Source organism: Pantoea sp. PvP021 (assembly GCF_054056055.1).
The window spans coordinates 23,393-38,605 of the sequence record NZ_JBSRXX010000007.1; the positions used below are offsets into that span (position 1 = coordinate 23,393).

Below are 15,213 nucleotides of genomic sequence, written 5' to 3' on the forward strand. Positions count from 1 at the left end.
GAAAGATGGCGCGTATGACGTGGTTAAGTGAAGAAACCGGCAGTGAACGCTGGTGGCAACAGCAGCAGCAACGGGGCATTCCTCTGGTTGAAGCTGGCGAAAAGGGAACCTGTCAGGTCACCTTTTTCTGGCGCGATCCCAAGGGTGACACGCAGCACTCCGATACCCGGCGCGTCTGGATCAATATTACCGGCGTAACCGATCATCATCATTCAGCGGTCCCCTCCTCCTTAACGCCTGTTCCCGATACCGATGTCTGGTGGTGGCAAACCGCCCTGCCCGCTGACTGGCGCGGCAGCTACTGCCTGATTCCTGATAGTCAGGAAGAGACTTTTACCGGGCAGGCCGATATGCAGGCAGTGCGCCAGTGGTGGAGTCAGAAATTCCCGCAGGCGCAAAGCGACCCGCTGAATCCTTTGCGAAGCTGGGCGGGTGGACGGGGAATGAGGGTCTCGCCACTGCACCTGCCACACGCGCCGGATCAGCAGGTGTGGCGTGCAGTTGATGAGGGCCGTGCCGCCGATATTCCGCTGCAACACTATTGGTGGCGCAGCGAACGGCTGGGGAACCAGCGTCAGATCTGGATCTCTGTTACCGGAGACGCCAGTGCAGGCGATCGTCCGCTGGTACTGCTGCTGGATGGTCAGTTCTGGGCACAGAACATGCCGGTTGCCGGCCCGCTTCAGCAACTGACAGAGGCAGGCGAACTGCCCCCTGCGGTCTATGTCATGATCGACATCATCGACCGCGAGCACCGCACGCGTGAGCTGACCTGTAACCCTGACTTCTGGCTGGCGATTCAGCACGAGCTGTTGCCGCAGGTTCAGCGCTGGGCGCCGTTTCGTGCCGACAGCACGCTGGTAGCGGGACAAAGTTTTGGCGGCCTTTCTGCCGCTTACGCCACCCTGACCTGGCCGGAAACCTTTGCTGGGGCGATCAGCCTCTCCGGGTCGTTCTGGTGGCCCGCGCGCGGCGATCCCAATGGCTGGCTGCCACAGCAGTTACAACAGGGCTTACTGCAGGCCCCCCCTCGCCGCTTCTACCTGGAAGCGGGACGACGCGAACGGCTGATTCTGGCAGCAAACCAGCAGTTTCAGCACGATCTGACCGCTGCCGGACATCAGGTCAGCTATCACCCGGTCGAAGGTGGTCACGATGCGCTGTGCTGGCGCGGCGGACTGCTGGCAGGCCTTAAAGCCATGTGGCAATAGCCCTAACCCGCTTATATTCCGCCTTCTGCGCGCCACTGAAAGATATCTATGCAGGACAGCGGCGTTAGCGCGCCCGGTGACTGCGGACAGGAGACCGACATGCAACAACTTAACCCTTTCGACGATCCGCAACAGGATTGTCAGGTGCTGAAGAACGATCAGCAGCAGTACAGTTTATGGCCCGCCTTTTGTGCGGTTCCGGCAGGATGGCAGCCGGTGTTTGGCCCCGGGCCACAGGCTGACTGTCTGAGCTGGCTGAATGAAAACTGGCACGATATCCGTCCGGTTATGACGCAGGACAGAGGCGAAAATGTCTGAGATCACCCTCAACCCGCAGACAGAACAAAAAACGCTGCCACTGGTGGCCGCTCAGCCCGGAATCTGGATCGCTGACCAGCTATCGCCCTATTCCAATGCTTACGCCGTGGCGCATTTTGTCGAACTGCGCGGTGCGCTGAACAGCGCGTTGCTGTCACGGGCCATAATTGCTGGCATGCAGGAAGCAGACACACTGAATATGGCCTTTGGCGAGCAGGAGGGTGAACCGCTACAGTGGCCTGAACCCCAGGCTTTCCGCGAGCCTGAGGTGATCGATCTGCGCGACGCCGCCGATCCGGAGGCCGCAGCACGTGCGCTGATGCAGCAGGATATGACCGGCGATCTGCGGGTGCTGAGCGGCGCGCCGCTCTACCATCACAGCCTGTTTCGGCTGGATGAGGATCACTGGTACTGGTATCAGCGATACCATCATCTGGTGGTCGATGGTTTTAGTTTCACCGCCCTGACCCGCCGTATCGCCAATCTCTACAGCGCCTGGCAGCGCGGCGACACGCCGGAGCCGAGCCCGTTTGTGCCGTTCAGCGACGTCGTTGATGAATATCAGCGCTATCAGCTATCTTCGGGCTGGCAGCGCGATCGCCAGTTCTGGCTGGAGAAAGGCGCGCAGCTACCTGCGCCCGCCTCGTTGTCCGCTCTGCCGCTGGCCGGTGAGAGCGCCAGTACCGACCTGCTGCGCCACACGTTTGCCGTGGATCGCGACACTTTTCAGGCTTTGCTGACGCACACCGGGCAGCACAACCTCAGTGCTGCGGATACCGCCTTTGCGCTGGTGGCCTTATGGCTGGCGCGCCTCACCGGTCAGCATGCGTTCGCCGCCGGTTTCATCTTTATGCGCCGCATCGGCTCGGCCGCGCTCTGCGCCACCGGTCCGGTGATTAACGTGCTGCCAATGGCGGTGCATTACGATCCGGCACAGCCGCTGACGGCACTGGCCGGGCGTCTGGCGGCCGAAGTCAAAAAAATGCGTCGTCATCAGCGTTACGACGCTGAACAGGTGCAGCGCGATCTGGGTCGCTCCGGCGACAGCGATCCGCTCTATGGGCCGGTAATCAACCTGAAGATGTTTGATTACCAGCTCGATTTCGCTGGCATCAAAGGCATAACCCATCAGCTGGCGTCAGGACCGGTACGCGATCTGGAGATTGCTATCTACCTCAGCGAACAGGGCGACCTGACGCTGGAGTTACTCGCTAATGCACAGCGCTACAGCGACACAACGCTAAAGCAACACGCCAGCCGCTTTGGCCTGCTGCTTCAGCAGCTTGCCGTCCGGCCAGCCAGTGCCTGTGGCGAGCTGGATATGCTGATGCCGGAAGAGCATCAGCAGCTCGCGGCGATCAACCAGACTGCCGTAATGCTGCCTGCAGAAACCCTGAGCAGCCTGCTGCTCCGTCAGGCACAGCGTTCGCCGCGCGCTCCGGCACTGGCAGATGAGGGGCATCAGCTTGACTATCAACAGATGCAGCAGCAGGTCGCCGCGCTGGGGCAACAGTTGATTGCGCAGGGAGTGACGCCGGGTGATATCGTCGCCGTAGCGCTGCCGCGTTCGGTCTTTTTATCGCTGGCGCTGCAGGCGATCGTCAGCGTGGGGGCAACCTGGCTGCCGCTTGATACCGGCTACCCGGACGATCGGTTACAGATGATGCTGGAAGATGCCGCGCCGAAAACGCTGATCACCTGTCGTGAACTGGCCAAGCGGCTGGCGGCACTCTCACCCGTCGCGCCGCTGTTTTACGACGCGCTGTTAACACCCGTGGATAGCGTGCTGATGCAGGCCCCGCGTCCACAGGATGGCGCATACATCATCTATACCTCCGGCTCGACCGGTCGGCCAAAAGGGGTGCTGGTCAGTCATGAGGCGATCGTCAACCGTCTGTTATGGATGCAGGATCGCTATCCGCTCGGCAGCGATGATGTGGTGTTGCAGAAAACCCCGAGCAGCTTTGATGTTTCGGTATGGGAGTTCTTCTGGCCGCTTATCGTCGGCGCACGGCTGGTGATGGCTCCGCCCGATGCTCATCGCGACCCGGACGCGCTGCAGCAGCTGTTTGCCCGCTACCGCGTGACCACCACCCATTTTGTTCCGTCGATGCTGGCTGCTTTTGTCGCTTCGCTGCAGGAAGGTGACGCGATAGCGCGCTGCGCCACCCTGCGCCGGGTTTTCTGTAGCGGCGAAGCGCTGCCCGCAGAGTTATCGCGCCAGTGGCAGGCACTGACCCGGGTGCCCTTGCATAATCTTTATGGCCCGACCGAAGCGGCGGTTGATGTCAGCTACTATCCGGCCTTTGGCCCGGAGCTGGCGGCCGTCGAAGGGGCCAGCGTGCCGATTGGCTTCCCGGTCTGGAACACCGGCTTACGGATTCTGGATGCGCGTCTGCAGCCGGTGCCACCGGGCGTGGCTGGCGATCTCTATCTGACCGGCGTGCAGCTGGCGCATGGCTATCTTGATCGTCCCGACCTCACTGCCAGCCGGTTTGTCGCCGATCCGTGGGGACACGGCTCCCGGATGTACCGCACCGGTGATGTGGCGCGCTGGCTGCCGGATGGTGCGGTGGAGTATCTGGGCCGCAGCGACGATCAGCTTAAAATTCGCGGACAGCGTATCGAGCTGAACGAGATCGACCACGCCATGGCTGCGCTACCTGGCATTGAGCAGGCCGTCACACATGCGGTGGTGCTGGGGAGCAGCAGCGATCAGCAGGGCGATGCCCGCCAGCTGGTCGGCTATGTAGTGGCTGATGGCCCGATCGATACCGACGCAATGCGTCAGACTCTGGCCACACAGTTACCGGCGCATATGGTGCCGGTGGCGATTGTTCAGCTGGCGGCGTTACCGCTCAGCAGCAACGGTAAACTGGATCGCAAAGCGCTGCCGCTGCCGCAAACGCAGGCAGCGCTGGCTGGTCGCGCGCCGCATCCCGGACTCGAAACGACACTGGCACAGGCGTTTGCCAGGCTGCTGGAGTGCGAACCGGTGAGCGCCCAGGATGATTTCTTCTCGCTGGGCGGCCACTCGCTGCTGGCGATGCGGCTGGCAGCACAGCTGCGCCGGACGCTGAATCAGCCGGTGTCAGTGGGCCAGATCATGGTGGCATCCACGGTAGAAAAGCTGGCGACACTGCTCAGCAGCGAGCCCGCGGATGTGGCTCGTGCCGGATTTGAAGCGGTATTACCCTTGCGACGCGGCACTGGCCCAACGCTGTTTTGCTTCCATCCCGCCTCCGGTTTTGCCTGGCAGTTCAGCGTGTTGCAGCGCTATCTGGATGCACGCTGGTCGCTACTCGGCATTCAGTCACCCGACATCACCAGCCCGCTGAACCAGGCGCAGCACCTTGACGCGGTGTGTGAGGCGCATCTGGCGACGGTGCGTCAGCAGCAGCCACAGGGGCCTTACTATTTCCTGGGCTACTCGCTGGGCGGCACGCTGGCGCAGGGTATCGCCGCGCGGCTGGAGGCCGAAGGTGAAACCGTTGCCTTCCTCGGACTGCTGGATACCTGGCCGCCGGAGACGCAGAACTGGGATGAACGGCGCGGTGAAAACGTGCTGGATCCGGCGGTGCTGGAAGAAGTTAATCGTGAGCGCGAGCAGTTTATCGCTGCGCAACGGCAGCAGGCCGGTGAAGGAATGGAGGCACTGTTTACCACCATTGAAGCCAACTACGCCAGTTCAGTGCGCCTGCTGGCAACAGCGCGCAGTGCCCGCTTCACCGGACACGCAACTCTGTTCCTGGCGGAACAGACGCAGCAGCCCGGTCAGGATGCGCGCCGCGCCTGGGCGCCCTATGTCGGCAAGCTGACTATCTGGCCGCTGGACTGTGCGCACGTCGAGATCATCTCACCGCGCATGTTCGAACAGATTGGGCCACGACTGCAGCAGTGCCTGGTGTCGCTGAATCCCTGAACCGTTCTGACTTTGCGCTTTCTTCGGGTGGAGAAAGCGCAGGTCAGCCTCTTCCCAGCGGCACAATCATCGGCGTACCGGCCACCGGATCGTTAATGATGATGCAGCGCAGGCCGTAGATCGCTTCTATCAGTTCCGGCGTAACGATCTCCGCCGGTTTCCCTTCGGCAATAATTTTCCCGTCTCGCATCGCAATCAGGTGGCTGGCATAGCGGCACGCCTGATTGAGATCATGCAGCACCACCACCAGCGTACGGCCATGCTGCTGATTGAGATCCTGCATTAATTCCAGCAACTCAATCTGATGGGCGATGTCGAGCCAGGTGGTCGGTTCATCCAGCAGCAACAGTGGCGTCTGCTGAGCCAGCACCATCGCAATCCACACCCGCTGCCGCTGGCCGCCAGAGAGCGTATCAACCTGCTGCTGCGCCAAATCTGCCACGCCGGTAGCCTGCATTGCCTGCTGAACAGCCGTCTCATCTTCCTGTCGCCAGCGACCAAACAGCGACTGGTGCGGATAACGCCCGCGCGCGACCAGTTCGCTGACGCTGATGCCCGCTGGTGCATTCGAGCTTTGCGGTAGCAGACCCAGCCGACGCGCCACCTCTTTGGTAGCGTAGTGAGTAATCGCATTGCCATCCAGCAGCACCTGGCCTTTCAGGGGCGAGACCAGGCGGCTTAAGGTACGCAGCAGCGTCGACTTTCCACAGGCGTTGGGGCCAATAATAACGGTCAGTTCACCGTCGGGGATCGCGACGGTGAGATTCTCCGCCACGATTTTTTTGTCATACCCCAGCGTCAGCGCGTCGCCCTGCAAACGTGTTTTCACTGTCATTGGCGTCGCGCCTCCCGTACCAGTAAAGCAATCAGATAGAGTCCGCCCAGGCTAACCGTGATGACGCCAACCGGCAGCTGATAAGGCAGGAAAAAGTGCTGCGCGGCGTAATCCGCGGCGGTTAACAGCAGCGCGCCGCACAAGGCAGCCAGCGGCAGCGCGCCTTTGATACCGCCACATAGCCGACGAGCAATCTGCGGTGCCAGCAGCGCAATAAAGGAGACAGGACCGACCAGCGCGGTAGAGGCGGCGGTGAGGATCACGCCCGTCAGCATCAGCAAAACGCGGCTGCGTTCAACCGGTACGCCCAGCGCGCAGGCAGTGTCGTCACCCATCTCCAGCAGACGCATGCGCCGGGCCAGCATGCTTGTCGCCAGCAGCGCCAGCAGAAGCACGGTAATCACCGGCGTCGTTTTCGCCCAGGTAATGCCGTTGAGTGAACCGGCGCTCCAGAGCCCGGCGCTCAGTGCCGCCTCCAGTGAGGCGCTGATAATCAGCCAGCTGTTCAGCGCCATCAGCAGCGCCCGCACGCTGATGCCCACAATGATCAGACGAAAGGTCTCCACGCCGTTGCGCCAGCTGAACAGCCAGACCACGCCCGCCGTGAGCAGTCCGCCAAGCAGTGCCGCCAGCGTCATGCCCTCCATGTTTTGCTGGAACAGCACCAGTGCCACCAGGACGCCGCTGTAAGCGCCGGTATTGAAACCCAGAATATCGGGGCTGCCCAGCGGGTTGCGCAGCAGCGACTGAAAAATTGCCCCGCTGACGCCCAGTGCCGCACCAATCAGCAGCGCCATCATGACGCGCGGCAGTCGCCACTCCAGTACAATCAGCTGTATGTTACGCGCCGCCTCGCCGTTGATAAGGGCCCACAACTGGCTGGCGGAGATCGGTAAGGTGCCGCGCGTAATGCTCAGAAAGGTCAGCACCCCGCAGGCCACCAGCAGCATCAGCGCATTAATCATCACCCGTTTCATAGCTGCCCTCTTCCCGACTTGCGGCGCACCAGCACAATCAGCATCGGCGCGCCCAGTATGGCCGTGACAATCGACACGCGCAGTTCGCCCGGTACCAGCAGCCGTCCCAGAATATCGGCGGCCAGCAGCAAACAGGGGGTGATAAGAAGGGTTCCGGGCAGCATCCAGCGATGATCGTTACCCAGCAGCCAGCGGGCCAGATGTGGCGTCATTAAGCCGACAAACGCGATGGGGCCGACAGCGGCTGTCGCCGCCCCACTCAGCAGCGCAATAGCCAGTAATCCCACCAGCTGGGTACGCATCACCCGGGTACCCAGCGCAGTCGCCATATCACCGCCCATACTCAGGCTGTTGAGCGAACGCGCCAGCAGCAGCGCCAGCAGGCTACCGGCGACTACCGCCGGAAAGGTGGTGCGCAGAATGGCAAAATTGCGGATATCCAGCGAGCCACTGTGCCAGAAACGCAGATGATCGTAGATGTCAGGATTGAGCAGCGATAAACCAGAGGTTAACCCCTCCAGCACCGCGCCCAGCGCCACGCCTGCCAGCGTCAGACGCACCGGATTAACGCGGCCACCGCCCAGCGCACCGGTCAGCGCCACCAGCAGGGAGGCCAGCAGTGCGCCCGTAAAGGCAAAGCCAAGCCAGTCCGCGGGGGAGTCAGCGCCAGACAGGGCGATGCCCAGCACCACCGCAAAGCCCGCACCGGCGTTGATACCGAGAATGCCGGGATCGGCCAGCGGATTGCGCGTCAGGCTCTGCATCAGCGCGCCCGCCAGACCTAAACTGATCCCGGCCAGCAGACCCGCCAGGGTGCGCGGCAGTCGGGCATCGCGCACGATGACACAATCGACGCGGTTACAGTCGCTGAATAAGGCCTGCGTGACATCATGAAAGGGGATAGATTTGGCACCCAGCATCAGGCTGAGCGCGAGAAGCAACAACAGCAGCATCCCTGAACCTGCTATTGCACGAAGTTGACGCATAACGTTTAAACCTTCACCGATTCATTGAGATCGCAGCACGAGTCATTATGATAATGATACTTGTTATCGTTATTAGTGATTTTTTGTATGTTACCATGACTCCCGGACTCAATGATGAGGAAAATGGGTGCAAAAAAGCGACGTTATGAACAAACCCTCCCACTTTATCGATCTCAGCCTGCTGAGAACCCACCCCGCCTTTCGCGCCATTTTTATCGCCCGCTTTATCTCCATCGTCGCCCTCGGCATGCTGGCGGTGGCGGTACCGGTTCAGATTCAGCAGCTAACGCAGTCGCCGCTGCTGGTGGGTCTGGCGGTGACGCTGGCCAGTGCCGGCATGTTTATCGGCCTGCTGACCGGCGGCGTGCTGGCGGATCGCTATGAGCGCCGACGTCTGATCCTGTTTGCCCGATCCACCTGTGGCCTGGGCTTTGTCGCCTTATGCATCAATGCCCTGCTCCCTTCGCCGTCGGTGATCGCCGTCTTTGTGCTGGGACTATGGGATGGTTTTTTCGGCGCGATAGGCGTCACCGCGCTGCTGGCGGCGACGCCGGCGCTGGTCGGGCGTGAAAACCTGATGAAAGCAGGTGCGATTACCATGCTGACGGTGCGATTTGGCGCGATTCTCTCACCCGCCATTGCCGGACTGGTCATCGCGCAGGGCGGTGTGGCGTGGAACTACGGACTGGCGGCGTTCGGCACGTTGCTGACGGTGTTAACCCTGCTGCGGTTGCCGCGGCTTGCGCCACCGCCGCAGCCGCGTGAGCATCCGCTGAAAGCACTGGTCAGCGGCGTGCAATTCCTGTTTGCCAGCCCGATCGTTGGCATGGCGGCGCTGGTCGGCGCGCTGGTGACGTTAGCCAGTGCGGTGCGCGTGCTCTATCCGGCGCTGGCGCCACACTGGCAGGTCGGCGTGACGGAGTTAGGGCTGATGTATGCCGCCGTTCCGCTGGGTGCTGCCACAGGTGCCCTCACCAGCGGACGGCTGGCACAGTCACCGCAGCCGGGCCGCCTGATTCTGGCGAGTGCTATTGCTGCTTTCGTCGCGCTGGCTCTGTTCAGCCTGATGCCGTGGTTCAGCGCGAGTCTGGTCTGCCTCGCGGCCTTTGGCTATTTCAGTGCCATCAACAGCCTGGTGCAGTACGCGCTGATCCAGACGCTGACGCCTGATGCGCTGCTCGGCAGGATCAACAGCCTCTGGACAGCGCAGAATGTCACCGGCGATGCGATAGGTGCAGCGATGATTGGCGCGATGGGTTCACTGTTGTTGCCGCAGCAGGCGGCCAGCCTGGCTGGTCTGGCAGCCACCGTGCTGGGCATCATCATGTGGCTGCTGATGGCGCGTCTGCGTCGCTATCAACCGTCTGCACCGGCGGAAACGGGATCATGATTTAACGAACAACGTCTCCAGCCGCGTCAGCAAATTGCTGGCGCTGTAGTAGTCGAGCCGGAAGCTATCCAGCCCCAGCGCATAGACCGCTTTTGCGCGCACAGCTGGGGTCTGCGCCAGGAAAGGGTTGCTCATCACCTGTGCGGCGGTGGGCTCTTCAGCGGCAAACAGCAGATATGATTGACCATTAAGGCCTGCCGCCAGATTTTCTCCTGACAGTTGCAGGATATCTTTACGCTGTCCCATGCTGTGACCAGACTGAAGAGTGGCCGGCGGCGTCGCCAGAGTGAAGCCCAGTTGCTGCAGTAATTTCCCCTGCGCCGATGCATCCGTCCACAGATTGACTGCCCGGCCATCCCCGTTCCACACCATCGCTGATACCGGCTGCGGCGGCAGGGTCAGCTTCGCTTTCAGAGCCTTTTCTCGCGCATCAAACTCAGCTTTCCGGGCGGCAGCTTCCGCTTCATGCCCGGTCGCCTCCCCCAGCAACGTCACCAGTTGCTGCCAGCTTTTATCGTCGTAATTCACCACCAGCACCGGCGCAATCGCCGCAAGCTGTTCAACCAGTTTGATCGCCGAATCATTCCCGGTGGCGCTGACCACAATCAGGTCTGGCGCTTCAGCAGCAATCGCTTCTGCACTGGGCTCACCAATGTAGAGACGTTTTACGCCGCGCTGTTTGGCCACTTCGCCCCACTGACGGAAGAATCCCTGCTTATCAGCCAGCCGACTGCCGGGTGCGGTTGCGCCACTGGCGACGACCGGCGCATCAATCGCCAGCAGCGAGCCGGTCAGGGTAACGCTGGTCGAAACGATACGCATCGGTGCCTGGGTCAGTGTGATATTGCCTGTTGTCCCGGCGACAGTTCGCGGCCAGCCGGTCTGGGCAGCAGCGGTAACGCTGAACAGGCTGATGCTCAGGAAAAACAGCGCTATCGCCGATGTGACACCATGTTTACTCATAGATTTTCGTCCACTTTTACCCGGAAAAAGAGAGAGACCATTTGTGCTGATTTAACCGGCCATGCCAGCTGAATCGCCGCGTAATTATTGACACTTTCGGCTAATCAACGTAGGTTACTGGCCCACAATACAAATGATAATCATTATTAGTTATCTTATCATTTATAGGTGGAAATTATGGTGGAATCGCTGGCGTTTGAACATCCCTTGTTGCAGGATTTCCCGGCACTCTGCCGTGGCTTTCTGTTTACCTCTCCCTGGCAAAGCCTGACCACACAGGGCTGTTTTACTACCCTTACCGCGCCGGTAAGGCAGGGTGAGCAGCTGACAGGGGAGTTTCAGCAGCAACTACAGCACCATTTTGCTTCAGCCAGAAAACAGGGCATTGCCCATCCCATTCTGGTGGGTGCAATCCCCTTCGACGTGGATCAGCCCGCTGCGCTGTTTATCCCTGAGTCGTATCAGACCTTTAACCGTGACGATCTCAACGCCAGTGCCTCTCTGGCTGAGGCTGAACTGCCGCAGGTGCGTCGCCGCACGGCGGTGCCGGACCATGACATTTTCATCGACATGGTTGCGCAGGCGGTGGCGGCTACGCAGCGCGGCGATCTGGATAAAGTGGTGTTGTCGCGGCTGATGGATATCGTGGCGGAACAGCCGGTTGATACGGCCGCCCTGATGCAGCGCATCGTGGCGCAGAACCCTAACAGCTATCACTTTCATCTGCCGCTGCCCGATGGTGGCGCGCTGGTTGGCGCCAGCCCGGAACTGATGATTCGTAAGCAGGGCCGCCAGTTCAGCTCCTGTCCGCTGGCCGGTTCAGCGCCGCGTCATCGCGATCCGCAGCGTGACCAGGCCTCTGGCGACAGCCTGATGCACTCAGCAAAAGATCGTCATGAGCATAAGCTGGTCACGGATGCGATGCGCGCGACGCTGCAGCCGCGCAGCCGCCTGCTGTCGGTCCCCGAGACACCTTCACTGCTGACCACCGCAACACTGTGGCATCTCGCTACGCAGATTCAGGGTGACGTGCTGGACGATCGCGAAAATGCGCTGTCACTGGCCTGTCTGCTGCATCCGACACCGGCCCTCAGCGGCTTCCCTCATCAGCGTGCTCAGGCGCTGATTCAGCGACTGGAGCCATTTGAACGTCAGCTGTTTGGCGGCATCGTCGGCTGGTGTGACGATCAGGGCAATGGCGAATGGGTCGTCACCATTCGTTGCGGTACGGTGAATGGCCCGCGGGTGCGGCTGTTTGCGGGCGCAGGCATCGTAGCGGACTCACAACCTGAATCAGAATGGCGTGAAACCGGCGTCAAACTCGACACCATGCTTCGCGCTTTTGGACTGCAATAAAGGAACCTGTATGACGATTTCCTACAGCCGCTGGCCGGACGATCTGGCCGCACGTTACCGTGAAAAAGGCTACTGGCTCGATCTGCCGATGACAGACATCCTGGAACGTCATCGCGACAGCGAGAGCGTGGCGGTGATTGATGGCGAACGACAATTTACCTATCGCCAGCTGGCGGCGCTGAGTGACAACCTGGCCGCGGCATTGCAGCGTCGCGGCCTGAAGTCAGGCGATACGGCGCTGGTGCAGCTTGGCAACGTGGCGGAATTTTACCTGACGCTGTTTGCCCTTTTCAAAATCGGCGTTGCCCCGGTTAACGCCCTGTTCAGCCATCAGCGCACCGAACTGGCCGCCTATGCCAGTCAGATCTCGCCGAGCCTGTTAATTGCCGATCGCAGCCACGCACTGTTCGCCGATGATGCGTTTATTACGCAACTTTGCCGCGATCAGCGTTCACTCCAACAGGTGATCCTGCGTAATGACGCTCAGACGGAAAACAGCCTCGACGCCCTGCTGGCTGAACCCGCGGGCAACTTCATCGCAACCCCGACCGCAGGCGATGAAGTCGCCTTTTTCCAGCTGTCGGGTGGCAGTACCGGTACACCGAAACTGATCCCACGTACCCATAATGATTACTACTACAGCATCCGTGAGAGTGACGTTATCTGCGATATTACCGCCGACACCCGCTACCTGATCGCCCTGCCCGCCGCGCATAACTTCCCGATGAGTTCGCCGGGCGCGCTGGGCGTTTTTTACGCGGGCGGACAGGTGATCTTAGCCGCCGATCCCAGCGCAACGCTCTGCTTCCCGCTGATTGAAAAGCATCAGGTCACCGATACCGGCCTGGTTCCGCCCGCCGCCAGTCTCTGGCTGCAGGCGATTCAGGAATGGGGCAGCAATGCTGCGCTGGCCTCGCTGCAACGCATTCAGGTCGGTGGCGCAAAGCTGGGTGAAACACTGGCCGCGCGCATCCAGAACGAGATCGGCTGCACCCTGCAGCAGGTATTTGGTATGGCGGAAGGTCTGGTGAACTACACCCGGCTGGATGACGATGAGCAGACCATTCTCACCACGCAGGGACGCCCGATCTCCCCGGATGACGAGGTATGGGTTGCCGACGATCAGGGTAACCCATTGCCAGCAGGCTCCATCGGTCGCCTGATGACGCGTGGTCCTTATACCTTCCGCGGCTACTACAACAGCCCGGAACATAACGCCGCCAGCTTCGATGACCAGGGCTTTTACTGCTCTGGCGATCTGATTGAGATCACGCCCTCTGGCAACATCATCGTGCAGGGCCGGGAGAAAGATCAGATCAACCGGGGCGGCGAAAAGATCGCAGCCGAAGAGATCGAAAACCTGCTGCAGCGCCATGCGGATGTGATCCACGCTGCACTGGTCTCCATGAGCGACGAGCTGATGGGTGAAAAGAGTTGTGCCTTTATCGTCACCCGTCAGCCGGTTAAACCGGTGGCGCTGCGTCGTCACCTGCGTGAACTTGGCGTGGCAGAATTTAAGCTGCCCGACCGTATTACCTGCGTAGATGCCCTGCCGCTGACCGCGGTCGGAAAGGTGGACAAAAAACGTCTGCGCCAACAACTTGCCGATCAACAAGCGCAAGCCTGATCTGTCCGGAGATTTTCAATGGCTATTCCACAACTGACCTCTTATCCGCTGCCAGCCGCTACCGAGTTGCCCAACAACAAAGTGAAATGGATGCTGGAGACGGACCGTGCCGCCCTGCTGATCCACGATATGCAGCGCTATTTTCTCAACTTCTGGGGCGAAAATAGCCCGCTGGTTGAGCAGGTAGTCGACAATATTGCCCGCCTGCGTCGCTACTGCAAAGCGCAGGGTATTCCGGTGTTTTACACCGCTCAGCCAAACGCGCAGAGCGATGAAGATCGTGCGCTGCTCAACGACATGTGGGGACCGGGCCTGAATAAACATCCCGATCAGCAGAAGATCGTGGATGCGCTGGCACCGGATGAGGACGATCAGGTCCTGACCAAATGGCGCTACAGTGCATTTCACCGCTCGCCGCTGGAGTCGATCCTGCAGGAGATGGGTCGCGATCAGCTGATTATCACCGGCGTCTATGCCCATATTGGCTGCCTGACCACCGCCACCGATGCGTTTATGCGCAATATTCAGCCGTTCATGGTGGCCGATGCGCTGGCTGACTTCAGCCGTGAGGAACATATGATGGCGCTGACCTACACCGCGGGCCGTAGCGGAAAAGTGGTGATGACCGCCGATCTGATGCCTGTGCCACTCAGCAAAGATGATTTGCGCGCGTTGATCCTGCCGCTGCTGGAAGATGATGAGGTGCCGGAAGATGATGAAAACCTGATTGATTACGGTCTGGACTCAGTACGCGTGATGGCGCTGGCGGCACGCTGGCGTCAGGTACATCGTGATATCGATTTCGTCAGCCTGGCGAAAAACCCGAGCATTGATGGCTGGTGGGCGCTGCTGGCGCGGGAGCCGGCGAAATGAGCCACACATTCGACTTCAGCGGTAAAATCGTCTGGGTAACCGGTGCCGGCCAGGGCATAGGCTATCATACTGCGTTAGCCTTTCATCAGGCTGGCGCACAGGTTGAGGCCTTTGATCAACGTTTCAAGGGCCATGATTACCCGTTTCCCTGCCACACGATGGATGTGGCCGATCCGGCGCAGGTCAAAACGATCTGCCAGCGCGTATTGGCCGTGCAACCGCGCATTGATGTGCTGGTCAACGCAGCCGGTATCTTACGGATTGGTGCCACCGATGAGCTGTCGTTTGCCGACTGGCAGGCGTGTCTTAACGTCAATGCGGGCGGCGCGTTTAATCTGTTCCAGCAGACATTGCCACGCTTTCGCGAACAGCGCGCCGGTGCCATCGTCACCGTCGCGTCTAATTCGGCTCACGCCCCGCGTATCGGCATGTCCGCTTATGGTGCTTCAAAAGCGGCGCTGCGCAGTCTCTGTCAGACCGTGGGTCTGGAGATGGCGCCCTATGGCGTCCGCTGCAACATCGTTTCACCGGGTTCTACCGACACCGATATGCAGCGCAGCCTGTGGCACACACCGACGGGTGAGCAGGAGATGATTGCAGGCTTCCCGGATCAGTTCAAGCTGGGTATCCCGCTGGGCAAGATCGCGCAGCCGCAGGAAATTGCGGCCACCGTACTGTTTCTCGCGTCGGATCTTGCCAGCCATGTGACGCTGCAGGATATTGTGGTTGATGGTGGCGCAACCCTGGGAGCCTGA

At 60.5% G+C, this 15,213-nt stretch carries 12 protein-coding genes; 8 read left to right on the forward strand and 4 right to left on the reverse strand.

All coding sequences use genetic code 11. The features are described 5' to 3' along the window. Nucleotides 1–5: 5 nt before the first annotated feature. The 3 genes from fes to ACVKSX_RS17225 all read left to right on the forward strand — a co-directional run bounded on the left by fes (nucleotide 6) and on the right by ACVKSX_RS17225 (nucleotide 5,451). Entirely contained in the window at nucleotides 6–1,211 is a 1,206-nt protein-coding gene (gene fes / locus ACVKSX_RS17215; protein ID WP_191924151.1) for an enterochelin esterase, read from the forward strand. A gap of 99 nt (nucleotides 1,212–1,310) precedes the next feature. Further along, complete coding sequence (locus ACVKSX_RS17220; protein ID WP_029519500.1) at nucleotides 1,311–1,529, forward strand: MbtH family protein; 219 nt, start codon at nucleotides 1,311–1,313, stop codon at nucleotides 1,527–1,529. Next, nucleotides 1,522–5,451, forward strand: a complete 3,930-nt coding sequence (locus ACVKSX_RS17225; protein WP_191924150.1) for an enterobactin synthase subunit F — start codon at nucleotides 1,522–1,524, stop codon at nucleotides 5,449–5,451. Before ACVKSX_RS17220 ends, ACVKSX_RS17225 begins: the two co-directional genes overlap by 8 nt. A 43-nt stretch (nucleotides 5,452–5,494) precedes the next feature. Here the strand turns inward: ACVKSX_RS17225 and ACVKSX_RS17230 are convergent, their stop codons facing one another. Genes ACVKSX_RS17230 through fepD form a run of 3 tightly spaced genes read right to left on the reverse strand, consistent with a single transcriptional unit; the run spans nucleotide 5,495 to nucleotide 8,249 of the window. Then, on the reverse strand, nucleotides 5,495–6,286 hold the full coding sequence (locus ACVKSX_RS17230) for an ATP-binding cassette domain-containing protein (RefSeq protein ID WP_033769497.1): 792 nt from the start codon (nucleotides 6,284–6,286) through the stop codon (nucleotides 5,495–5,497). Continuing rightward, nucleotides 6,283–7,263, reverse strand: coding sequence for an iron-enterobactin ABC transporter permease (fepG, locus tag ACVKSX_RS17235; protein WP_163850461.1), 981 nt, complete (start codon nucleotides 7,261–7,263; stop codon nucleotides 6,283–6,285). The genes ACVKSX_RS17230 and fepG overlap by 4 nt, the downstream gene beginning before the upstream one ends. Further along, nucleotides 7,260–8,249 (reverse strand): Fe(3+)-siderophore ABC transporter permease, encoded by a 990-nt coding sequence (gene fepD / locus ACVKSX_RS17240; RefSeq protein WP_072171285.1) that lies wholly within the window; start codon nucleotides 8,247–8,249, stop codon nucleotides 7,260–7,262. The genes fepG and fepD overlap by 4 nt, the downstream gene beginning before the upstream one ends. A gap of 145 nt (nucleotides 8,250–8,394) precedes the next feature. On the opposite strand from fepD, the gene entS reads away from it, so the two are divergent. After that, nucleotides 8,395–9,639 (forward strand): enterobactin transporter EntS, encoded by a 1,245-nt coding sequence (gene entS, locus ACVKSX_RS17245; protein WP_191924149.1) that lies wholly within the window; start codon nucleotides 8,395–8,397, stop codon nucleotides 9,637–9,639. Here the strand turns inward: entS and fepB are convergent. Then, nucleotides 9,634–10,602, reverse strand: coding sequence for a Fe2+-enterobactin ABC transporter substrate-binding protein (gene fepB / locus ACVKSX_RS17250; RefSeq protein ID WP_060681576.1), 969 nt, complete (start codon nucleotides 10,600–10,602; stop codon nucleotides 9,634–9,636). The genes entS and fepB overlap by 6 nt on opposite strands. A 177-nt stretch (nucleotides 10,603–10,779) precedes the next feature. Here fepB and ACVKSX_RS17255 point away from each other — a divergent pair, with 177 nt between their 5' ends. From ACVKSX_RS17255 to dhbA, 4 genes are read left to right on the forward strand one after another with little or no spacing between them, the layout of a single operon-like run. After that, nucleotides 10,780–11,958, forward strand: a complete 1,179-nt coding sequence (locus ACVKSX_RS17255; RefSeq protein WP_033769492.1) for an isochorismate synthase — start codon at nucleotides 10,780–10,782, stop codon at nucleotides 11,956–11,958. Between the two features lie 10 nt (nucleotides 11,959–11,968). Then, nucleotides 11,969–13,585, forward strand: a complete 1,617-nt coding sequence (locus tag ACVKSX_RS17260) for a (2,3-dihydroxybenzoyl)adenylate synthase (protein ID WP_191924147.1) — start codon at nucleotides 11,969–11,971, stop codon at nucleotides 13,583–13,585. An 18-nt stretch (nucleotides 13,586–13,603) separates the two neighbouring features. Further along, nucleotides 13,604–14,458, forward strand: a complete 855-nt coding sequence (locus tag ACVKSX_RS17265) for an isochorismatase family protein (RefSeq protein WP_191924146.1) — start codon at nucleotides 13,604–13,606, stop codon at nucleotides 14,456–14,458. Beyond that, a complete protein-coding gene (gene dhbA, locus ACVKSX_RS17270) occupies nucleotides 14,455–15,213 on the forward strand; it encodes a 2,3-dihydro-2,3-dihydroxybenzoate dehydrogenase (protein WP_022625267.1) in 759 nt (252 codons plus the stop codon). Before ACVKSX_RS17265 ends, dhbA begins: the two co-directional genes overlap by 4 nt.

Coding starts and splice junctions, on each gene's coding strand:
- fes (WP_191924151.1), top strand. CDS start 6: ATGGCGCGTATGACGTGGTTAAGTGAAGAAACCGGCAGTGAACGCTGG.
- ACVKSX_RS17220 (WP_029519500.1), top strand. CDS start 1,311: ATGCAACAACTTAACCCTTTCGACGATCCGCAACAGGATTGTCAGGTG.
- ACVKSX_RS17225 (WP_191924150.1), top strand. CDS start 1,522: ATGTCTGAGATCACCCTCAACCCGCAGACAGAACAAAAAACGCTGCCA.
- ACVKSX_RS17230 (WP_033769497.1), bottom strand. CDS start 6,286: ATGACAGTGAAAACACGTTTGCAGGGCGACGCGCTGACGCTGGGGTAT.
- fepG (WP_163850461.1), bottom strand. CDS start 7,263: ATGAAACGGGTGATGATTAATGCGCTGATGCTGCTGGTGGCCTGCGGG.
- fepD (WP_072171285.1), bottom strand. CDS start 8,249: ATGCGTCAACTTCGTGCAATAGCAGGTTCAGGGATGCTGCTGTTGTTG.
- entS (WP_191924149.1), top strand. CDS start 8,395: ATGAACAAACCCTCCCACTTTATCGATCTCAGCCTGCTGAGAACCCAC.
- fepB (WP_060681576.1), bottom strand. CDS start 10,602: ATGAGTAAACATGGTGTCACATCGGCGATAGCGCTGTTTTTCCTGAGC.
- ACVKSX_RS17255 (WP_033769492.1), top strand. CDS start 10,780: ATGGTGGAATCGCTGGCGTTTGAACATCCCTTGTTGCAGGATTTCCCG.
- ACVKSX_RS17260 (WP_191924147.1), top strand. CDS start 11,969: ATGACGATTTCCTACAGCCGCTGGCCGGACGATCTGGCCGCACGTTAC.
- ACVKSX_RS17265 (WP_191924146.1), top strand. CDS start 13,604: ATGGCTATTCCACAACTGACCTCTTATCCGCTGCCAGCCGCTACCGAG.
- dhbA (WP_022625267.1), top strand. CDS start 14,455: ATGAGCCACACATTCGACTTCAGCGGTAAAATCGTCTGGGTAACCGGT.